Origin of the sequence: Flavobacterium pasteuri (assembly GCF_048286615.1) — a bacterium.
In the GTDB taxonomy this organism is placed as follows: domain Bacteria; phylum Bacteroidota; class Bacteroidia; order Flavobacteriales; family Flavobacteriaceae; genus Flavobacterium.
The window spans coordinates 254,049-276,826 of record NZ_JBLVPN010000005.1 but is presented as its reverse complement, the minus strand read 5'-3'; the positions used below and the strand labels follow the sequence as shown (position 1 = coordinate 276,826).

General features: G+C 33.3%; 17 protein-coding genes and 1 riboswitch. Of the genes, 4 read left to right on the top strand and 13 right to left on the bottom strand.

The window, feature by feature from the left end; all coding sequences use genetic code 11:
- Positions 1-20 precede the first annotated feature (20 nt).
- The 9 genes from cysD to ACNQF6_RS09750 all read right to left on the bottom strand — a co-directional run bounded on the left by cysD (position 21) and on the right by ACNQF6_RS09750 (position 9,222).
- Complete coding sequence (gene cysD / locus ACNQF6_RS09790) at positions 21-920, bottom strand: sulfate adenylyltransferase subunit CysD (protein WP_099713587.1); 900 nt, start codon at positions 918-920, stop codon at positions 21-23.
- A 67-nt stretch (positions 921-987) separates the two neighbouring features.
- The gene (locus tag ACNQF6_RS09785; RefSeq protein ID WP_417965420.1) at positions 988-1,689 is read right to left on the bottom strand and encodes a phosphoadenylyl-sulfate reductase; all 702 of its coding nucleotides are present in this window, start codon (positions 1,687-1,689) and stop codon (positions 988-990) included.
- 14 nt (positions 1,690-1,703) lie between these two features.
- Positions 1,704-2,606, bottom strand: coding sequence for a sulfite exporter TauE/SafE family protein (locus tag ACNQF6_RS09780; protein WP_417965418.1), 903 nt, complete (start codon positions 2,604-2,606; stop codon positions 1,704-1,706).
- A 118-nt stretch (positions 2,607-2,724) separates the two neighbouring features.
- Entirely contained in the window at positions 2,725-3,135 is a 411-nt protein-coding gene (locus ACNQF6_RS09775) for an RrF2 family transcriptional regulator (protein ID WP_099713589.1), read from the bottom strand.
- Positions 3,136-3,324: 189 nt separating this feature from the next.
- The gene (locus ACNQF6_RS09770) at positions 3,325-4,497 is read right to left on the bottom strand and encodes a trans-sulfuration enzyme family protein (RefSeq protein ID WP_417965415.1); all 1,173 of its coding nucleotides are present in this window, start codon (positions 4,495-4,497) and stop codon (positions 3,325-3,327) included.
- 66 nt (positions 4,498-4,563) lie between these two features.
- Positions 4,564-4,989, bottom strand: coding sequence for an OsmC family protein (locus tag ACNQF6_RS09765; protein WP_417951226.1), 426 nt, complete (start codon positions 4,987-4,989; stop codon positions 4,564-4,566).
- A gap of 179 nt (positions 4,990-5,168) precedes the next feature.
- Entirely contained in the window at positions 5,169-7,583 is a 2,415-nt protein-coding gene (gene thrA / locus ACNQF6_RS09760) for a bifunctional aspartate kinase/homoserine dehydrogenase I (RefSeq protein ID WP_417965413.1), read from the bottom strand.
- 19 nt (positions 7,584-7,602) lie between these two features.
- Positions 7,603-8,565: an alpha/beta fold hydrolase gene (locus tag ACNQF6_RS09755; RefSeq protein ID WP_417965411.1), complete on the bottom strand. Its 963-nt coding sequence runs from the start codon at positions 8,563-8,565 to the stop codon at positions 7,603-7,605.
- A 78-nt stretch (positions 8,566-8,643) separates the two neighbouring features.
- Positions 8,644-8,781, bottom strand: a riboswitch (SAM riboswitch).
- 231 nt (positions 8,782-9,012) lie between these two features.
- Positions 9,013-9,222: a hypothetical protein gene (locus ACNQF6_RS09750; RefSeq protein WP_417965409.1), complete on the bottom strand. Its 210-nt coding sequence runs from the start codon at positions 9,220-9,222 to the stop codon at positions 9,013-9,015.
- A gap of 761 nt (positions 9,223-9,983) precedes the next feature.
- Here ACNQF6_RS09750 and metK point away from each other — a divergent pair.
- Together metK and ACNQF6_RS09740 are read left to right on the top strand one after the other, a co-directional pair.
- On the top strand, positions 9,984-11,234 hold the full coding sequence (gene metK, locus ACNQF6_RS09745) for a methionine adenosyltransferase (RefSeq protein WP_417965407.1): 1,251 nt from the start codon (positions 9,984-9,986) through the stop codon (positions 11,232-11,234).
- A gap of 136 nt (positions 11,235-11,370) precedes the next feature.
- A complete protein-coding gene (locus ACNQF6_RS09740) occupies positions 11,371-13,140 on the top strand; it encodes a DUF4153 domain-containing protein (RefSeq protein ID WP_417965405.1) in 1,770 nt (589 codons plus the stop codon).
- Between the two features lie 54 nt (positions 13,141-13,194).
- On the opposite strand, the gene ACNQF6_RS09735 is transcribed toward ACNQF6_RS09740, so the two are convergent.
- Positions 13,195-15,897 (bottom strand): carboxypeptidase-like regulatory domain-containing protein, encoded by a 2,703-nt coding sequence (locus tag ACNQF6_RS09735; RefSeq protein WP_417965403.1) that lies wholly within the window; start codon positions 15,895-15,897, stop codon positions 13,195-13,197.
- Positions 15,898-15,954: 57 nt separating this feature from the next.
- Positions 15,955-16,845, bottom strand: coding sequence for a GLPGLI family protein (locus ACNQF6_RS09730; protein WP_417965401.1), 891 nt, complete (start codon positions 16,843-16,845; stop codon positions 15,955-15,957).
- A gap of 114 nt (positions 16,846-16,959) precedes the next feature.
- Here ACNQF6_RS09730 and ACNQF6_RS09725 point away from each other — a divergent pair, with 114 nt between their 5' ends.
- A complete protein-coding gene (locus ACNQF6_RS09725; protein WP_417965399.1) occupies positions 16,960-17,751 on the top strand; it encodes a hypothetical protein in 792 nt (263 codons plus the stop codon).
- The gene (locus ACNQF6_RS09720; RefSeq protein ID WP_099713600.1) at positions 17,751-18,365 is read left to right on the top strand and encodes a deoxynucleoside kinase; all 615 of its coding nucleotides are present in this window, start codon (positions 17,751-17,753) and stop codon (positions 18,363-18,365) included. Before ACNQF6_RS09725 ends, ACNQF6_RS09720 begins: the two co-directional genes overlap by 1 nt.
- A 75-nt stretch (positions 18,366-18,440) precedes the next feature.
- Here ACNQF6_RS09720 and ACNQF6_RS09715 read toward each other — a convergent pair whose 3' ends face one another.
- Together ACNQF6_RS09715 and ACNQF6_RS09710 are read right to left on the bottom strand one after the other, a co-directional pair.
- Positions 18,441-21,074: a DEAD/DEAH box helicase gene (locus ACNQF6_RS09715; protein ID WP_417965397.1), complete on the bottom strand. Its 2,634-nt coding sequence runs from the start codon at positions 21,072-21,074 to the stop codon at positions 18,441-18,443.
- 2 nt (positions 21,075-21,076) lie between these two features.
- Positions 21,077-22,720, bottom strand: a complete 1,644-nt coding sequence (locus ACNQF6_RS09710; RefSeq protein ID WP_417965395.1) for a site-specific DNA-methyltransferase — start codon at positions 22,718-22,720, stop codon at positions 21,077-21,079.
- Between the last annotated feature and the right edge of the window lie 58 nt (positions 22,721-22,778).

The window sequence follows — 22,778 nt, the reverse complement described above, 5'->3', positions numbered from 1 at the left end:
GGAGGGTCGGGGTGGGGATTCTAAAAGTATCCTTGTTGTTTTCTTTTCTCCATTGCAGCTTCAGAACGTTTGTCATCTATTCTCGCTCCTCTTTCTGAAATAGTCGAAGATCTGATTTCGCCTACTACTTCTTGAATTGTTGCTGCGTAAGAATCAACAGCTGCCGTACAACTCATATCTCCAACGGTTCTAAAACGAACAATTCTTTCTTCGATTTCTTCATCTTCTTCTTGGTATACAAATGGAGAATGTGACCAAATCATACCGTCTCTCAAGAATACTTTACGTTTGTGTGAAAAGTAAATCGATGGGATTTCAATTTGCTCTTGCTCAATATAACTCCACACATCTAGTTCAGTCCAGTTAGAAATTGGGAAAACACGAACGTTTTGACCATTTTCAATTTTTCCGTTCAGAATATCAAATAATTCCGGACGTTGGTTTTTCTCATCCCATTGACCAAAATCATCACGAACAGAAAAAATACGTTCTTTAGCTCTTGCTTTTTCTTCATCACGTCGCGCACCACCAATACAAGCATCAAATTTAAATTCTTCGATTGCATCCAAAAGTGTAGTCGTTTGCAAACTGTTTCTGCTGGAATATTTTCCAGATTCTTCCACCACTTTACCTTCGTCAATAGCATCCTGAACATTACGAACGATTAATTCCAATCCTAATTCAGCAACTAATTTGTCTCTAAATTCAATTGTTTCCGGAAAATTGTGTCCAGTATCTACGTGCAACAATGGAAAAGGAATTTTTGCAGGAAAAAATGCTTTTTGTGCTAAACGCACCAATGTAATCGAATCTTTTCCTCCAGAGAAAAGTAAAACCGGCTTGTCAAATTGAGAAATTACTTCTCTAAATATGTATATCGCTTCGCTTTCTAAAGCGTTTGTTTTTAATATGGTACTCATTATTATTTGGTAATTTGTTTATTTGTTTATTCGGTTAAACGACCAAACAGATAAACGATTAAACTTTTTATTTTTGGTGTAAACCACATTCTTTATGACTCGATTCCCAAGACCATCTTCCTGCTCTGATATCTTCTCCAGGTGCAATTGCTCTGGTACAAGGTGCACAACCAATGCTTACAAAACCTTTTTTATGCAAGGTGTTTTGTGGCACATTATTATCGTCTATATATTTTTGAACCTCTTCTAAAGTCCATTTCAATAATGGATTGAATTTGATAATATTAAAATGGGCATCGTATTCAAAGGCTGCCAAATCATTTCTATTTTCTGATTGTTCCGCACGCAAACCGGTAATCCAGATTTCATTCTCTTTTAATGCTTTAGTCAAAGGCGCCACTTTTCGAATATAACAACATTCTTTTCTATTCTCCACTGATTCGTAAAAGCTGTTTGGGCCTTTTTGATTTAACAAATTTTCTACTTCAGAAGCTTCGGGGAAATACGTTTTAATATCGATTTTATACTTTTTTAATGTTTTATGGAAAACATCATACGTTTCTTGAAATAATCTACCAGTATCCAACGTAAAAATGTTAATTGGCAAATTATTTTGACCAATTAAAGCTGTTATTACTTGATCTTCCTGCCCAAAAGAAGTAGAGAAAACCACTTTATCTTTGTATTCATTAGCTAAAAACGAAAGTGTTTCTTCAATTGAAAAATCCTTTGTTTTATCTAATAAAGTATTGGTTATTGCTATGCTCATAATTTCGTTTCTCTTTATAATAATTTAGACAGTGTTTTTAAACTCAAAATAATAATTAAAATCCCTACCAAAATCATCATAGGTTTTCTCTTTATTTTATTGACTAAAATAGCGGCAATTGGAGCGGCAATCACACCACCTAAAATCAACCCTATAATCACTTGCCATCCTTGTATTCCTCCAAAAAGCATAAATGTTACACCACTGGCAAAAGCTACTGCAAACTCGGCTGCATTCACAGAACCGATAGTGTATCTAGGATTTCTGCCGTTTCCAAGTAAGGTTGAAGTCACGATTGGCCCCCATCCACCACCACCAACAGCATCCATAAAACCTCCAAAAGAAGCCAAAATACCTAATTTTTTAGTTTTCTTTTTAATGATATTCTTTTTCAATGCTTTTCTAATAATTATAATGGCCAGCGCAATCATATACACGGCTATAAATGGCTTAATCGCATCTCCGTCAATCACATCCGACAATAAATAAGCACCGGCAATAGAACCCAAAACACCCGGAATTAACAAATGTCTCACTAATTTTTTATTGATATTCCCAAAGCGATGATGAGAAATAGCAGAAGCTCCTGTCGTAAACATTTCAGCAACGTGAACTCCTGTACTGCTGATTGCTGGCGGAATTCCATACGCCAATAAAAAAGAGGTCGAAGTTGCTCCATAACCCATTCCTAAAGTTCCATCCACTAATTGCGCAAATATCCCGATACAGAAAAAGATTAGGAATTCCTGATTAAAACCAGCCAAAAAACCATTCCATGAAAACTCAGCATAATGATTGTACACTAATGTCGAAAACAACCCTACCAACAAAACAACAGGAATTACAACCCATAACCGCTCTGCGAAAGTAGTTCCCGATTTTACGTTGATATTAACCTCTTTCAATTCTTTGCTCATGCTTTTAAAATTCAACTGTTTTTTATTATTTAAATCCATTACCCTATCGGAATAGTAGATTACTATGCAAAAGTAAAACTTTTAACTTAACTACAAAATTTTTTTTGTAATTTATTGTCTAAAAAGCGATATCTGCCAGCGTATTGTTTTCCAATATCATAAGCGTATTGTCACGAACTTCTGTCATTAGTTTACGAACCGCGCAAGTAGCTTCATCCGTACAGTCGTCACAGGGCTCATAAAAATTGTGGCTGGCACAAGGAAGTAACGCAATTGGCCCTTCGAGAATTCTATAGACATGGGCCATATTTATTTCCTTAGGATCTTTTATCAAATAATAGCCTCCTCCCTTTCCTTTTTTGGCACCTAAAAAACCAGAATGGCGTAACAGTAGTAAAATACTTTCCAAAAACTTAATCGAAATATGTTCACTCTTTGCTATTTCAGCAATTTGTATCGGCGTTTGATCTTTCTGGCGTGCCAAAAAAGTCAATGCTTTTATTCCGTATTTTGTTTTTTTTGAAAGCATTTAAAAGATATAAAATTGAAGATTAACGATTTTTGATTGCAGATTTCAAAGCTATCTGAAATCAACATTCTTTTTATATTGTAACAACAAAAATATACTTTTTGATTTAAGAATAGTGAATGGAGATTAACGATTTTTAATTTGTAGTTAATCTGCAATCAAAAATCGTTAATCTGCAATCAAAAATCCTTACGAAAGAGCCTGCTCCAAATCAGCAATTACATCTTTCACGGTTTCTAATCCTACTGAAACGCGTACTAAACCATCCGTAATACTTACCGCTAATCTTTCTTCAACTGTTAATTTACTGTGAGTTGTAGATGCTGGATGCGTAACAATTGTTCTGGTATCTCCCAAATTTGGCGAAAGCGAACACAATTTTATTTTATCTAAAAAGGCTCTTCCAGCTTCTATTCCTCCTTTGATTTCAAATGCAACGATGTTGCCTCCTAATTTCATTTGCTTTTGAGCAATTTCGTATTGCGGATGCGATTTCAAGAAAGGATACTTCACTTTATTAACCTGGGGATGGCTTTCCAGAAACTCAGCCACTTTCAAGGCATTTTCACAATGTCTATCTAAACGAATCGCTAAAGTTTCTAAACTTTTTGATAATACCCAAGCATTAAATGGAGATAAGGAAGGACCGGTAAGTCGAGAAAATAAATAGATTTTTTGAATCAATTCAGCATCACCAACAGTTATTCCGCCCAAAACTCTACCTTGACCGTCCATTAATTTTGTAGCTGAGTGTACCACTAAATGTGCACCCCATTTTATCGGTTGCTGCAAATAAGGTGTCGCAAAACAGTTGTCAATAATCAAAATCAAATTATGTTTTTTGGCAATAGTACCTAACAGTTCCAAATCGATAATATCTACCGCTGGATTGGTTGGAGATTCTGCAAAAAGAATCTTTGTATTCGGTTTTATAAAACTTTCAATGGTCTCTGGCTTATCAATATCAAAATACGATGTTTCAATTCCCCATTTTGGAAAATAATTGATAAACAAGGAATGTGTCGCTCCAAAAACACTACTTGCCGAAACAATATGGTCTCCGGAGTTCAACAAAGCCGCCAAGGTTGAATATACAGCCGCCATTCCTGAGGCAAAAGCAAATCCCGATTCAGCACCTTCCATTTTACAAATTTTCTCTATAAATTCATTAGTATTGGGATTACTGTAACGGCTATAAATATTTCTATCCTTCTCCTCAGCAAAAGAAGCACGCATATCTTCGGCATCCTCAAATACAAAACTTGATGTTAAGTATAAAGGAACCGAGTGTTCTTGAAATTGGGTTCTTTCTAATTGGGTGCGTATGGCTTGCGTTTCAAAACCAAATTCTTGTTCGTTCATTTTATTTTTAGTTTAAAGTTTAAGGCTTAAAGTTGTTCGGATATTCAAATCCAATCTTTAATTAAACTATAATGATTTATTATTTAAAACTACTTTGTAATGTATAGTTGCTGTTGGCTCTAATGTTTTAGAAACCGAACAGTATTTTTCGAAAGAAAGTTGTGCGGCTCTCGCTGCTTTTTCTTCATTAATAGGACCTTCCAAAAAGAATACTACTGTAATATCCTTGAATGGTTTCGCTTCTCCTACTTGTACACGTTCCCCCTCAACCTCGGCTTTGAAAGAAGTGATTTCCTGACGTTGTTTTTTTAAAATCGAAATCATATCAATAGCGCTACAACCCGCAACACCCATCAATACTAATTCCATTGGACTTGGACCTTTATCGTCTCCGCCAAATTCTGGTCGGCTATCAACATTTACTATGTGCCCACGTTCGTTTTTTAATTCAAAGTGAAAATTGTCGTTTACTCTGTTTAGTGTTATTTTCATATTAATCCCCTCCCCAACCCTTTCGCCACGGCGAAAAGGGAGCCAAGACTGGAGGCTGTCCCTTTTTTAATTAATTATATTTATTCAGACGCGGATAAAACAGATTTGCTATCGCAAAAACACAGATTTTTATTTTTTCAATGTTAAATCAAAATTCGTTAGTCTGCAATCTTAGATCTTTACCCTTTATCTGATAATCTCAAAATATCTCCAAAAACGCCTCTTGCCGTTACTGCTGATCCTGCTCCTGCGCCTTGAATCACGATAGGTCGGTCTCCATACGATTCTGTGTAAATTTCGAAGAAAGAATCAGAACCCTTCAATCCGCCTAAAGCCGTATCTGATGGTACAGAAACCAGTTTCACTTCCAGATTTCCTTTATCATTTTGCAAATCGCCTGATAATTCACCTATGTATCGCAACACGTGATTTGGTTTTTGTTCCGCTTTTATTTTAGCATAGATTGGATCAAACTCCGTCAGTTTATTTAGAAAATCAGAAACTTCACCTTCTCTCAAATGCTCTGGAATTAAATTTTGAATATCAATTTCTTCAAACTCATTTTGTAAGTCTAATTCTCTTGCCAAAATCAATAATTTTCGACCTACATCATTCCCACATAAATCTTCTCTTGGATCTGGCTCGGTATATCCGTTATCAATTGCTTCTTTCAATATTTCACTAAACGGCGCGTCTTTAGCAGAAAAATTATTGAATAAATAACTCAATGTTCCAGAGAAAACACCTTTAATTTTAGTGATGTTTTCTCCTGAAAGGTGTAATAATTTGATCGTATCTATTAACGGTAACCCCGCTCCAACATTGGTTTCATAAAGATAACTCTTTTGATTATCTGCTAATACTTTTCGTAGTTTTTTATAAAAACTATAACTTAACGTATTGGCCACTTTATTAGACGATATCAAATCGAAACTACTTTCTGCCAAAGGAATGTAATTTTCAACAAATGTGGCACTTGCCGTGTTATCAATCGCAATCAAATTCTCCAAGTGATGCTCATTCGCGTAAGCAATTACATCATCGATAGTATAAGAAAAGCCATTATTTTGGATTTCATTTTTCCAGTTTGGAGTAACACCGTTTTTATTTAAAAGTACATTACTTGAATTGGCAATAGCAAAAACATTCAACTTAATGTCTTTTCTTTTTTCGATGGTTGCTGCCGATTCCAATATTTGGTTAATCAAAGTTCCACCTACTAATCCATGTCCGAAAATAGCGATATTGATTTTCTTTGAAACTCCAAAAATCTCTCCGTGAATCACGTTTAAGGCTTTGTTCAGTTGTGATTTTTTCACAACCAAACTCACATTTTTACCGGTAACGGTATTATTGAAAAGAATCGGGACAATTTTATTTTTTATCAACGCCGTATATGGCTTGTGAAACGTGCTTAAATCCTGGCCAATGATAGAAATCACCGAAACATTATCGGTCACCGTTATTTTATTCACATCCTTTGAATAGAAATCATTTTCGAATTCTTTTTCTAATTCAATCATTGCTTTAGTCGCTTTATCAGCGGCAACGACCAAACCAATTCCTCTTTCTGAAGAACCTTGAGAAATGATGCTTACGCTGATATCATTGTCGCCCATCACTCTAAAAATACGGGCATCAACGCCAGTTTTCCCCAGTAACCCTCTTCCTTCCAGATTAACTAATGATACATTTTCAAGTACCGAAAGTGTTTTAATTCCTTCCTTATTAGAATTGGATGTGATTAATGTTCCTTTATTTTCGTGGTTGAATGTGTTCAAAATACGAAGCGGAATGTTTTTTTCCAACAAAGGAATAATGGTTTTTGCATGAAGAATTGTTGCTCCAAAATTAGCCAACTCATTCGCCTCGTTAAAAGTCAAATGGTCGATTTTCTTAGCATCAAGCACCAATTCAGGATTTGCGGTATAAATTCCGTCTACGTGAGTATAATTCTGTAATTCATCGGCATTTAAATAATTCGCAATCAAAGAAGCGGTATAATTACTACCGTTTCTTCCTAAAGTAGTTGTGTCATTATTGTTGTTAGAACCGATGAAACCCGTAACAATGTTCACGGTAGTTCCGTTGTATTGTTTGAAATAATTGATGACATTTTTCTTCGAAATTTGCTCCAAAGGTTGCGCATCACCAAATTTAGAATCAGTTTTTATCAATTCTCGAGTATCGGCAAAACGAGCATTTATTCCATTTTCAACCAAAATAGCCGTCAGTAATTTTGCAGAAAGCAATTCTCCTTTTGATAAAATCTGGTCTTTAATTTTATTACTGTAATCGCCAATTAAGCTTACGCCTTCGAATAATTTTTCCAAAACATTGAATTCCTCAGATAAATCTACCTCTTGGTAATCATCTTGTTGGTATTTTTTAAAGTTCTCAAAAAGCGGTTTGTAATCTCCGTTTTTAGAAGCAATACCTAAAATTTCTTCTAATTCATCTGTAGCATTTCCACGTGCCGATACTACAATTGCAATTTCTTCTCCTTGATTTACTTTGTCGGTAATAATTGCAACTACTTTATTTATTCCGTCGCCATTCGATAAAGATTTACCTCCAAATTTTAATATTTTCATTGTGTTGTGTTTTTTTGGCTTAGAATATATCCTGAAGCAAATTGTGTAATTGTTTGTATTCTATCAAAAAAGCGTCGTGTCCGTGAATGGAAACTATTTCCTGATAGGTGACATTATTTTTATATTTTTTTAATTCCTCGTAAGTTGCTTTATTTTCATTTGCAGTAAAAAACAAGTCTGAATTGATTCCGATGATATGAATATCAGCTTCAATTTTTGACGTTATTTCTTCAAATGAATTGCTGTTTCTGGTAATATCTATCGTTTTCAACAATTGATTCATCATTTTATAAGACGAAATTTGAAAACGTTTTTGAAGCTTTTTACCATGATGACCTAGCCAGCTTTCTACATTGAAAATCGCTAATTCCTCATTAGTGGTTCTCTGGAATTTTGCAGTAAAAGATTCTGGAGTTCTGTAGCAAAGCATGGCATGAATTCGAGCATCTTCAATAGGTTTTGAAGAATTTTTGAGAATTTGCTCTTGCAAAAAGCAATTGGCAATTAACCAGTCTGTCGATTTCCAATCGGTTGCAATAGGAATTAAATGTTGTGTGATTTTTGGTTCCAATGCAACCAATTCCCAAGCAATTCCTCCGCCAACAGAACCGCCAATAATGGCATAAAGCTGTTTAATTTTAAGAAAACGAATGCCTTCAATAAAAATTCTGGCAATATCTCTGGTATTAAAATCTGAATAATTTTCAATGATAGCTTCATCGAAACCATTTCCCGGAACATTAAAAGCCAGTATTGTATATGTATTGGTATCAATGGTTTTGTTTTCACCAATTAAATCATTCCACCAACCTTTGTCTCCCACAACTTGGGAATTTCCGGTCAATGCATGATTTACCAAAACAATGGGAGCTGTATGTAAAGCTGGTCCAAAAACTTGAAAACTTAAGTTTATGGTAGCATAAAAAGCCCCACTTTCGGTGATGAAATTTTGTACGGTAATAGATGTTGGTTTATTTTCCAATTTCAAATCTTTTATGATTTTTGATTTGTGTCTGGAAATATTAGAAAGAAAGCTAGAAGTGAACTAGAAGAATTCTTTGTGTTATCTTTCCTTTAGATTCTGAAATATCCCGAAGTTTCGGGATAGAATAAAGGTAGAATGCAGCACCTTCTTCGATAAATCGAAGGGTTGCTAAGGCTTCATCGGGTCTAATCCCTCTGCCTTTCTTTATAACATTTCAATACGTTTTTGAACTTAAAGGCACAAATTAACTACTATTTTTTTAAACAACCAAATTTTTATCAAATTGGTTCTAATTGATTTATTGCAAATTGACTTGAAAAAATCGCACGTACAATTATTATCCCGACGAAAGTGAAAACACCATATTAGGGTTTTATCTTTCGTCGAAATCATAATTTGAGATTTACCATCAAAGATTCAAAACCTAAAACAACCATCACTTTTTTAAATAAAAAGTTCTTCATTTTCTTTTGAATACATTTGAAACAGTAATGAACTCGGCACTATTTTTTGCGCCAAAGGATCATTTTTTGATATTTCAAATCTTGGATTGGTCAATTCATTATTTGAATCGATTTCTTTTTCTGTTTTGGTTCTGAAACTAAAGCCTTTTAGTAACCGTAATGTCTTCGGGAAATTTTTTAATGTGCTCATACTATTTGAATTTACGATGTTAGTTTTGATTTAAATTATTTTTTGATTTCTGAAATTTTCTATGTTTTTTAACTAATCTGAATGAAAAAACCCTTTTAGATACGTATCCAAAAGGGTTTTTTAAGTTGTGTTATAACTTATACTTTTGGAATCAACAGACACGAACGCACATAATGGCATTGGCGCAAATCATATTTTTGACTTTAAAATTATTTGTATTCTGGATTTTCAGGTTATTCATTCTATGATTAATGTTGTTTTATTTTCAGCTAAATAGAGTTCAAAAAAAAAGCCTCCCATTTTCTTGGGAGGCTTTTGCTATATAAATTTTAATTTAAATTTAAGCAATACACGACCCACAGGACTTTTCCTGAATGGCTTTTGACATATTACACACATTAAATTTCATGTTTCTTTTTTTGTTGTAACAAATATGCTAACTATTTCTGAATTTTCCAAATAAGTTTTAAAAAAAATACAAAGAAAAACGAACCCAAGATTCCGTTTTGTATTTATTTAAGTAGATGAAAAGATTTATGAGCAAAAAAAAGTTAAGATTAATTTGCAATTCAAAATGGTTTCATACATTTGCACCCGAATACAAGAGGAAAAATTTGAACTGATTGCAACCTCTTCATAATGAAATCAATTCATTATGGATACTGAAAAATTTTCAGTAGAAAAAATGCTAAAGCAGAAACTCTTCTTTAGTCCTTTTCAGCAATTATTTTTTCTCGCTTAATTTTAAAATAATAATTATTATGGCCTATTTATTTACGTCAGAATCTGTAAGCGAAGGACATCCAGACAAAATTGCAGATCAAATTTCGGATGCATTAATTGATAATTTTTTGGCATTTGATGCTGACTCAAAAGTAGCTTGTGAAACTTTAGTAACTACTGGCCAGGTAATTTTGGCTGGTGAAGTAAAATCAAATACCTATTTAGACGTACAACAAATCGCTCGTGATGTAATCAGAAAAATTGGTTACACAAAAAGCGAATACATGTTTGAAGCTAATTCTTGTGGAATTCTTTCTGCTATTCACGAACAATCTGCTGACATTAATCAAGGTGTTGACAGAAAAAATCCTGAAGAGCAAGGTGCTGGTGACCAAGGAATGATGTTTGGTTATGCTACTAATGAAACGGAAAATTATATGCCATTGGCACTTGATTTATCTCATAAATTATTGCAGGAATTAGCCATTTTAAGACGTGAAAATAACGAAATTACGTATTTGCGTCCGGATGCTAAATCTCAAGTAACTTTAGAATATAGCGATGATAATAAGCCAACTCGTATTGATACTATTGTAATCTCAACACAACATGATGATTTTGACGAAGAAGCTACAATGCTTGCAAAAATCAAAAAAGACATCGTTGAAATATTGATTCCAAGGATTATTGCAAAAAATCCAACACATGCTCATTTATTTAATGATGCAATCCAATACCATATTAATCCAACCGGGAAATTCGTAATTGGAGGACCGCACGGAGATACTGGATTGACAGGAAGAAAAATTATCGTTGACACTTACGGTGGAAAAGGTGCTCACGGTGGTGGTGCATTCTCTGGAAAAGATCCAAGTAAAGTGGATAGAAGTGCCGCTTATGCTACACGTCATATCGCAAAAAACTTAGTTGCAGCGGGTGTTGCTGACGAGATTTTAGTTCAGGTTTCGTATGCAATTGGTGTGGCTAAACCAATGGGTATTTTTATTGATACTTACGGAACATCAAAAGTAAACTTGACTAATGGTGAAATTGCCAAGAAAGTAGAAGCTATTTTTGATATGCGTCCGTACTTTATTGAGCAACGTTTAAAATTAAGAAATCCAATCTATAGCGAAACTGCTGCTTACGGGCACATGGGACGTACTCCAGAAACTGTTACTAAAACTTTTTCTGCTCCAGGTGGAAACGAAAAAACAGTTACTGTTGAATTGTTTACTTGGGAAAAATTAGATTTCGTTGACCAAGTTAAAACTGCTTTTGGATTGTAACTTTGGCTTTAAAACATTAGAAATTTAAATCTAGTTATATATCAAACCCCGAATTCTGTTACTGCAGACTTCGGGGTTTTTGTTTGCCTATATGCGGTATTTTTCTTTACTTAGTAAAAAATAACTTCCCAAAATCATGGCTAAATTCCCTTCTTTCCAAAGCGTATTACAAGCTTCACAAAAAACCATTTCCAGATTTCCGCTAGAAACCATACTAACGATTTTAGGGACGGTATTCGCAATTTTACTCTCAGAAGAAAGAAATGATACGACCGAGAATTTTTACACTAAAAGTATCATGTGTTGCTCTCTGTGTTTGGTTTTATTTCTTTCCGTTAGTTTATATTTCTCAGCAACTCACAAAAACAGTTGGATTCGATTTTTAATCAGTCTAATACTTGGTGGATTAGTAACTGCTTTTATATTTAGCTTTTCGGAAAAAATAACAGAGGTTGAAGCATTGCAATTTTTAGTACTCAATATTGCTTTGCATCTATTGGTCTCATTTTCCGGTTTTATATCAAAAATCTACAACCAAGAAGAGTTTTGGGAGTTCAACAAACAGCTTTTTCTTCGTATTCTAACTGCTGGCTTGTATAGCGTTGTATTGTATTCCGGATTATCCTTGGCTATTTTAGCGGTACACCATTTATTCAATGTAGATTTTTATGACAGAATATATCTTCACTTATTTTTCATCATCGCAGGGATATTTAATACGGTTTTCTTTTTATCTGGCGTTCCTGAAACCAACAACGAATCCTCTCCACTTATTTTAAAATATCCAAAAGGTCTTAAAAATTTTACTCAATATGTTTTGCTTCCATTAATCAGCATTTACTTAGTGATTTTGATTTGTTATGAAACTAAAATCTTAGTCACACTTTCTTTACCTGTGGGCTGGGTTTCTAATCTCGTTTTGGTTTTTGCAATCTTTGGAATACTTTCTTTTTTACTCGTACATCCTATTGCCGAAGAAACTGGAAATCTTTGGATGCGAACCTTTAACCGTTGGTTTTATTATTTATTAGTTCCGTTATTGGGATTATTATTTTGGGCTATTTTATATAGAGTCCACTTATACGGATTCACACATGAGCGCTATTATGTATTGGCATTGTCAATCTGGTTAACCATAGTAGTAGCTTATTTTATAATCAAAAAAGAACCTAAAATAAAGTTCATCCCTATTACAATGTGCATAACGGCTTTGATTACCATTCTTGGACCGCAAAGTGCAGATTCAATATCCAAAAACAGTCAGCTTTCCAGATTTGAGTCCTATTTGCAAAAAATAGAAAAGGAAAAACTCACTTTTGAACAAGAGCAAGATTTAAGCAGTATCGTAGATTTCTTAGAAGAAAACTATGGCTCAGAAGTACTCCTTCCATTTACAAAAGACAAACTAACTGCCTTGATTAAAAAGGACAAAAACCCAAATTCCTCCCAAATCATGAAAGCACTGGGACTAAATTATCGCGCTCAATATGACCAAAAAATAAACAACAAAGAATATTTTTATAATTTTTACGAAAACAACAATCAAAATATAGAAAACATTCAAGGCTATGATGTGTCTTTTTCCATTGCAAATAGCGAAGATTTAGAATGTACCGAATGTATTACAATCGACAATAAGTCCTATTCTATTATTTCTACTAAAAAAGAATACGGAGTAGACTTACAAATCAATCAGGACATCGTTCCGTTGAAGATAGTCGATTTTGTAAGCCAAACTCCCGATTTTGATTATAAAGAAAATTGGAAACAAAAGATTACACAAAAAATTGAAACTCCTAAATACACGATTTTAATATACTACATGAACGTAAGTGGAGAAAGAAAAAGAAATAAAAAAACGGTAGATCAGTTCCACATCAAAGTCCTATTGGGAATTAAAAACTAAAAAAAGGCCTTTGAAGAATAAACTTCAAAGGCCTTTTATCTTCTGGCAAATTTACTACAAATTATACTTTAAAGAAAAAATTACATACCGTGGCTGAACGGTATATTGAGAGGTTCTGGTTGCAAACTGACTGAAATTATCATCATTTAATGAGTTCGTGTTCAATAAATTAGTTCCGCTTACTTTATATTCTAACTTACTGCCTTTCTTTTGATAAATCAAACTGGCACTCAAGAAATCATATTCATTATTGACCGTTTTGGTATTGTTATAATAATGATAAAACTCATATTCAGCTACAAATGAAAAACTGTTCAAGAAGAAATAATCCAGTCTTGCAAAAGGCTTTTCGGTGTAAAAAGTAGTATTATTATAATCGTTGGTTACAATATTATATCCCAACTCTAAATTAGGCATATTCTTGTAATTTGTTGACGCTTTCAAAGTATAGCTTTGGGTAAAACTCTCGTTTGTTGACAACACATTATTCTGAATGTTATTGAATTTTGACCAATTCAAATTAGCTCCTAAAGATGCTTTATAATTCTTTAAAAAAGAACGACCGTACGAACCATTTCCGGATAAAGTTTCATCGGCAAAATCAGAATTAAAAGGAGATGACGTCTGATTAACTCCGTTGAATATAGCACGGGTTTTTATAGCATCCACTCTTTTCGAATACGTGGCAAAAGCAGTAATATTTTCAAAATTAAACATGTTGTATTTAAAGTAGCGCAAGGAATGCACTTGTGCGGTAGCGTTTTCCAAAAGTCGATTTCCTTTAGTCAAACTGTTGTAATTAGAGAAAACAAATCCTTCAGCTAGTTGATTGACATCAGTAAAATTATTGGTGTACGAAAAATTATAGGTTAATGTTTCCGACTTTTTAATTTGATAAATCGCCAAGAAATCAGGTAATGCTCTGAAGAAATTTTGACTGTTACTAGTTCCTAATTGCTCATTTGTCATGTTGTAACTATGCAGACTTACTCCCGGTGTAAAGGTAAATTTGCCACTCAAAATCTTATAATGCAATCCTAAAAACGTATCATTGAAATTGTAATTTACATCATTTGTGTTGGCAACATCATCTAAATTATTGACTGTTTCGTTATCCAAAATCTGAAAAATACTGGAGTTGAAATTTTGATGGGAATACGTATTTCCTAAAGTAACATTGATGTTGCTTTTTGGGGTAACCATGTAATAATAATCCAATTTAGCGTCAATCTTACTGGTTTTTACAAAACGACTTTGGTTGATGTTATTTCTGTTTTGCCCAGCAATATAATCGGCTAAATTAAACGGTTGTGATTGTAAATTAGCATTATAAAAAGGATCTTCCTCTTGGTACAAATGTTGCATTTCGAAAGCAAAAATATTTTTATCGCTTTGCGTATAATACAAACTCAGGTTTTGATTTACTGAAATTGGATCTTGTTTTTTTAACGTATTGATGTTTTCTGTATTCGAATTATTGTTGACAACAGATTCTCTTAACAGTGAATTATTCTCGTCTTGCTTTGATAATTTGGTTAAAACATCGTAATCAAATTGAAACCTCGCACTGGGTTTATAACTGGAACTCAATTTAAATAATCCCAAATTACTTTTTTGATTTGCCGTTTCCTGACGGTTCTCTGTAGAAAGAATTTCAGAAGAATTAGGCTGTAAAATATTCGTTTGTGACTTTGTTTCTAAGTCCGTTTCAGAAGAAGAAAGAATCCCAAAACCACTTAAAGTCCACGCTTTGTTTACGTTGTATGAAAAGTTTGTAGCTCCAAATTTAGTCTCAATTTCCTTGGCTCTATTATTTCTTAAAAGTGAAATTCCTAGATCATTCGAGGACACATTAAAACTGGAACCACCTTTTTGCATCATACCTCTAAAACCGCCCGTGAATTTAAAATAATCCTGAACTGTCAACGGCAATTCCCCGATATTATTGAAATTTGTAATTAAATTGATGCTGTATTTCGGACTGTAATAGAACAATTTTGGGTTGATCAAATAGCGGATTTCCTCGTGTGCAACTCCTATTCCTGCAGTCATATCTCCAAACCAGAAATTTTTCTTTCCTGACTTAAGTATGATATTCATCGCAACATTATCCTGATTGTTCTCCACTCCTTTTAGTGCGCCAATTTCGCTGTAGTTGCGCAACACTTGGATTTTATCAATGGCATCAGCTGGAATATTTTTGACGCCCAACTTGGTATCGCCATCAAAAAAATCTTTTCCTTCCACCATTAATTTAGAAACTTTTTTTCCTTCGACTTCAATTTCGCCATCAGCGTTGACCTCAACTCCGGGTAATTTTTTGAGAATATCTTCCAGTTTTCGTTCTGTTCCGGATTTGAAAGAATCTGCATTATAAACAATGGTGTCGCCTTTTATCGAAACCGGCATTTCGCGGACAATTTCAACTCCATCCAATTGAATTCCGCCTTCTTCCAATGCAATATTTTTAATGCTGTTTTCTGAAGTAGTAGTAATTTCCAACTCTTTATTCTGCATTCCCAAATAACTGATTTTTAAGCTATACGTTGTATTTGGTTTTAGATTAAGAAGAAATTTACCTTTATCATTTGTTATGGCATAAGAATCCATAGCTTTTGTGGCCTTATTTATTGCCATTACATTGGCCATTTCAAGTCCAACTGTTTTTGAATCGGTTATGAGGCCTTCTAATTTAACGGATTGTGCAAAGGAAATTGAAGTAATAAAAAATAGGGCAATTAGTATTGTATTTTTCATTTAGGAATTATGAATGAATCTTATAGTATTGATTTTAAACTCTGATTTGGCTTGTTTTTACCCTCCAATTCTCATTCGCATTCCGCCATTTCCGCCACGTCCTTGATTCATCTCTCTGAACTCTTCCATTTTTTTCAAAACGGTTTCGTCAAATTCTTTCTGAGTAGTAACTTTTCCTTTCGTTGACGCTTTTATTTCGGTTTTAACTTTAGGATTCAAAACTACTTTCGAACATAAAATAACCGTTTTACCATCATTTACTTCTAATATCAAACCTGGTAATCCCCAATAGTTCTCCGGACCTTGATTCACTGGAATTTCCGGCGTATACCAAGCTGTAATTATAGTTTCTTTCGGCATATCCAATTCATCCATAAGATTAGTTTTCTTAGTACCATCTGCTGGTTTTGTTGTTGCGGCATCTTCTTTTTTGGGTCTGAAATTTCTAAAATCGGTTTTACTTGCAGGACGCACAGCAGTTGCCTTGAAGCAATTGTAACCACCAATAACACGGGTTTCACCTTCCATTTTCCATTTTAAATTAGGCAACGAATCTTTTACAAGAAACTCTTTTCCCATGAACTCTTTATCAACGGTATACGATTTCTCTTTTACGTTTTTATAATACGTTCCGCCACCGCCAGTCATAGACATCATCATTCTCATTCCGCCGCCACCTTGACCTGGAGTATCTAATTTTTCTTCTTCTTTATATATCGATGCCGATTTATCAAAATTAAGAATAAATGTCTTTTCGAACATTTTCTTCATTCTTTCCTCTATCATTTTTTGCATATCCGGAGTCATCTCCTTATTGCCTTCCATTCGCGTTTTAAAATCGGAAGTACTCGTTTTCGATTCGTAAACTGCCATTCCTTGAAATTCCTGAGCGTGAAGTCCCATAAATGATGCGACTGCTAATACTAATGTGAAAATTACTTTATACATACTTTTGGATTTTGATAAATAAGACTGAAAAATACTATTTTTGTTACAAGTATTCTGTTAAAATAATAATAAGACAATCACAATTGTATTTGGTTTAATTGTAATTTTGCTTTCATGAAAAAATTAGTATTTTTACTCTTTATCTCCTCTTTTTCAGCAGTATCCAGTCAGAACCAAAAACTGACTCCAATTAAAATTGACTCCATTCGTTTTGATGGAGATGTATTTTTAGGACACGATTCATTTGGTTTTTATTACACCATTAAAAACAATGTTTTTTCTAAAATTAACATGCGAGATACTTTAGAATATAAAAATATTTCTTTGGGTAAAATCACCAAAGTTGACTTGCAAAATCCACTTAAAATCGTTTTGTTTTACGAAAATTTCAACACTGTTATAGTATTGGACAATCAATTGAATGAAACCCAAAAAATCAATTTTTCAGACCATACGATTCCTATTGTAGCTTCAGCAATTGGAATAGCTTCTCAAAATCAATTGTGGGTTTACAATACTATGAATCAGCAACTGGGACTTTATGATTATTTAAGTAATAATTACAAGACCATTTCAGTTCCTTTTACAGAAAATATCAAAAATTATTCTTCGGATTTCAATGTCTTTCATTGGATTGACAATAAAAACAGCTGGTACGTATGTGATATTTTTGGAAAAATAATAAGTAAGGGAATAATTCCTGATTATGATTCTGTTACAATTATTAATGAAAACCAGTTTATCTATTCCAAGAACTCCATTTTGATTTTAGAAGATGTAGAAAAAGGTGAAAAAACTGAAATTGAAATTTCAGAAAAAACGTTTAAAGAATTCTGTTACAAGGACCAAATTTTATCTATTTTTACATCAACAGGAATTACAAATTATAAAATCACAATACCGTAATGCACATAGCAATAGCAGGAAATATAGGTTCCGGAAAAACAACTTTAACTCGATTATTAGCGAAACATTTTAAGTGGGAACCGCATTTTGAAGATGTAGTTGACAATCCATACTTAGACGATTTTTATCATCAAATGGAACGTTGGTCGTTTAATTTACAAATTTATTTCTTGAATAGCCGTTTCCGTCAGGTGATGCAAATTCGCGAAAGCGGTAAAAAAATCATTCAGGACCGAACTATTTATGAAGATGCACATATTTTTGCTCCTAATTTATATGCAATGGGTTTAATGACCAATCGTGATTTCCAGAATTATTCTTCTCTTTTTGAATTAATGGAATCTACGGTTAAAGCTCCTGATTTATTGATCTATTTAAGAAGTTCTATACCTAATTTAGTGGGGCAAATACACAAACGTGGCCGTGAATACGAAAACTCAATATCTATTGATTATTTGAGCCGTTTGAACGAACGATATGAAGGTTGGATTCAAACCTACGACAAAGGAAAATTATTAATTATTGACGTTGACAACATAAATTTTGTTGACAATCCAGAAGATTTAGGAAATATTTTTAACCGTATCGATGCTGAATTGAACGGATTATTTTAAAACCATTCCATCCATCCTATAAACAAAAATGCCTCACAATTGCGAGGCATTTTTAGTTACAAAGATTTATAAAATCTACATCTGTTTTATCAAGCTTATTGCTTTCTCTAAATTATAAGCACCATCAATTGCGTTTTTATCAAAAACCATCATATAACTATAACTAGATCCTGAAAGCCTTGCCCAAGATTTTCCCAGCCTTAACTTTGCTGCGGTATCTGGATTATTCAAATGGGAACCTTTGGTTTCTACTACAATAACTTTATTAGTTTTGGTAACTAAAATAAAATCGGGATAATGATTGGATTTATAGCCATTCAAGGCAAAACCTTTTCCTCTTCCCAAATTGCGATGCCAAAAAGCAATATTTGATGAACTGGAAATTTCTAAAATAAATTGTTCTTCCAATCCGTTCATGTCGCCTTCATGAACGTACAATGAATTTCCAATGTCGTTCCCAATTCTTGGCGGAATTATCATTGTTTCAAATTTCCAGATTGATTGTGCTTTTATTTTATCAATTTCAAGCCAATCATTAAACTTTTCTTCAGCATAAGTATCCGCTAATTGATTGATTTTTTCCTTAATCGAATCAGAATACGTCAGTTTATATTGATTGAAATCTATCAACTCCTGTGCGGACATATTCTCTAAAATTCTATTGACGTATTTCTTAATTTCATTATCGGCAATAGGTGGTAATTTATCAATTTGCTTGACTACAAAATGCGCTAAATCTTTAATTTGTCCTTCTTTAGGTTTAGCTAAAATGTATTCCGTCATTTTTTCTTGAACTACATTCTCTATTTTGAACGAAACCATTTTATAACCGCCATCATTCGTTTTTTCAGTATCAATTTTATATAAATCCGAAGAAATACTTTTAAAAGGGATTTGAATATCTTTATCCGAAAGCTTAAAATCTTTCAAAAGATTCACCCTGTCTAACAATTGTGTGTCGCCTTGTTCCATTAAAAGAAATTCATTTTGAGGAACTTCAACTACAAATTTTGGCAATACAATTGCCGAAGCTTGTTCAGCAACACTTTCACGCATTTTATATTGTTTAACTTTCATTCCCACTTCAGAATAAATTTGTTGAACTGTGTTAGAATTATCTTGATTGGCAATTTGAATCTCCATTTTTAGACTATCTTCAATTGCCATTTTTTCCATTTCAAATACAGCAATATTAGGAGAGTTACTCATTTCATTGGGATTGAAATGAATTTTTTGAACATCAATCAAACCTTCTTCTACAACTCCTATCTGCTCAGGAAAAAAGAAATTATCTAATGTTTCTTGCTTCACTTCTTCTTTTACAAATTCTGGCATAACGTCTTTTTCTCGATAATCTTTTTCGCTAAAACCGGATTGCTGCAATCCTTTGATAATATTTTGCAAAGTGTTTTGAAACTTAACCGAAGCTGTAATTACATACGATAAATTCAACATCGTGCTGTTGTGTTTCATCACATAAGGTTGGCGTAAAACACGACCCAAAATCTGTGTAACATCAACTTCTGAGGATTTATCAGCCAATGAAGCCAAGATATAAGCAAACGGGCAATCCCAACCTTCTTTCAACGCATTAATGGTAATAATATAACGAACAGGACAAGCCGCACTCATTAAATCTTCATTTTTCAACTCATCTTTATTAGCCGTTTTAATCTTGATTTGTTCTTCTGGAATTCCTATAGCAATCAACTGAGCTTTCAATTTGTCAAAAGTCGTATTATCCTCTTTCCCTTTGGATTGTGCCTGAAACAAAACTATTGGACGAATGTATTTCCCTCCATTTTCTTCCAAAATTTTAGCTTCTGTCTCTAATTTGTTTTGCAAATGCAAAGCACTTTCTATAACGCCTTCAATATTTTGATGGTTATAAACAATCACTGGTAATTTAACCATGTGCTCTTTTTTGAGTTCAATAGCAGAAACTAAACTCACAATATTAGCATTCTGTTTGGGTGTTGCGGTCAAATCCAAAATAAAACTTGGATTGAGGTTGTTCAACATTTCAACACTTAAATCACTTTCAGCATTGTGACTTTCATCAACAACCAAAATTGGATTTAAACTTCTAATAACATTAATTAATGCTTCTTTTTCAGTACCCTCCAAAACAATTTCATCATCAATGGAATCTGAAAAGCTGGATAAATTAGAATTTTGTTCATTAAATTTCCTGTCCTCTTTATTTTTGGCCCGTATGGAAGCAAAATTCACAACCATTATGCTCAATTGTTCTTGTACCGATGAGGGATTGAAATTAGCCCCTTGTAACAAATCCCGTTTTTCATAAACTTGAACACGATTATTGAACAAAGAATTCAGTTTCTGACAATATGGATGATCGGGATTTGAAAGATTTTTTACTGTTTGGTCTAATAAATTGCTCCAAGGCACAAGCCATACAACCGCTCTTGCCTTAGTGTCTGGCATTGCTTCAAAAATAGTTTTCAATGCATTACAGGCAATAAAGGTTTTCCCTCCCGCAGTTGGCACTTTTATACTCAAATGAACCGCGTTTGGAACGGTATTTTGATACGGTCGCATTCCTTCGCCAGTTATTGGATTGTAGAAACCCACTTTTTCCTGCCAAAAAGAATTGAAAGCTTTATCTGCTTTCTTATGATTTTGCAAATACTCGAAATATTGTTGCAAATCGTCTATGACTTGCTTTTGATAGGTTTTTAGTTCCATAATTAAAAACGAGTTATATCGCGAGGGATTTTCTTAAATTCTATATTTTTGGCTCTCATAAAAGTTTCAGGCAACAAACAATTATCCGCATAAATAATATACCGTTCGGCTTTTTGTTGTACATATTCAGCTAGAGATTCATAATCGAGCGTGGTTAAATTATCTTTTTCATAAATGAAATAGTAACTGGTATCGTTGTAAATTCCTAAAAATGGAGAAGCCAATTCTTGGATTGTATAGGAAATTCGAGTTTCGGTAAACCAAACGTATTCTCTTATTTTTTCTATACCAACGGTTTCGTTTAAGTTATTGTTTTCGTCAAAAAGTGGTTCGCCTAATGTGTAATAATCAAAACTGCCTCCAGTTCCTTCTTTATCGGCATAACCATTGATGACTCTTTTGACACGCTCGGCAGTAATGGTTTCAGCATAATCTTCCATTTCTATTAAAATGAATTTGCGATTACCTCCGTCTTGTTTGTTAAGTTCTAAAACAGAATGAGCAGTAGTTCCACTTCCAGCAAAACTATCCAAAACAATACTATTCTCATCGGAAGCTAATAACAAAACTCTTTTTATTAATTCTACTGGTTTTGGAAATTGAAATAATTCAGCTAATCCTAAATTTCTTAACATTGAAGTGCCTTGCTCACTTATCATCTCTGTTTCAGTCCAAATAGTTTTAGCTTTTACTGTGCCCTTTCTGTATTTATCATAAACACCCCAATTTCCATCTTGTTTTTGTCTTCCAAAAATTGAAGACATATCATTTTTAAATAATATATTTTCTTCAACTTTTTTTGTACCCCATCTCCAACAGCTTTCTTCACTTTGGCTATTTAATGGCAATACTTCTATTGAAAAATCTTCATCTTTTATTAATGAAAGAGGGCAAAAACCAATGTCGTCTGGAGCATTCGGATTTATATATATCGGGAAAAATAAATTTGGACGATTAAATCTGCCAAATTTTGGATTACGATTTCTCAATTCTCTAATTGAATATTTACCTATACTGTCTTGGTATGGGTAATTGCCTATATCAGTAGGTAATTCATTTATATTAGCTTTATCCGTTTTTGAAAAACAAATTAAATATTCGTGTGTTTTTGCTAATTGTTTATATGTTTGACCACGCTTATTTGATTGAACTATAATTTCTGCTTGAAAATTTTTTTCTCCAAATATTTCATTTAAAATGAATTTTAAAGAATGAATTTCATTATCATCAAGACTTATAAAAATAAACCCATCTTTAGCTAACAGTTTATGAAGTAATTTGATGCGTGGATACATCATACACAACCATTTGTCGTGACGAGTCAAGTCTTCACTCTCTTTGCCAACGACTTTGCCTAACCATTTTTTAATCTTTGGAGAATTGACATTGTCATTATACACCCAACTTTCATTTCCTGTATTGTATGGCGGGTCAATGTAAATGCAGTTTACTTTGCCTTCGTATTTGGGCAATAAAGATTTCAACGCTTCAAGGTTATCCCCATTGATAATAAGGTTTCCAGAAGCAACAGGAGCTTTCGATTTTTCATTTTCAGAAAAACCATATTCGTGGTTCAGTACTTTATAGGGAACTTCTTGATGATGATTGATGATTTTGTCTTTACCAATCCAGTTTAGTGTAGGCATTCTTAATTAATTTTTTCAAATATAAATAAATAATCAGTTGTAAACAATCTGATTTTTA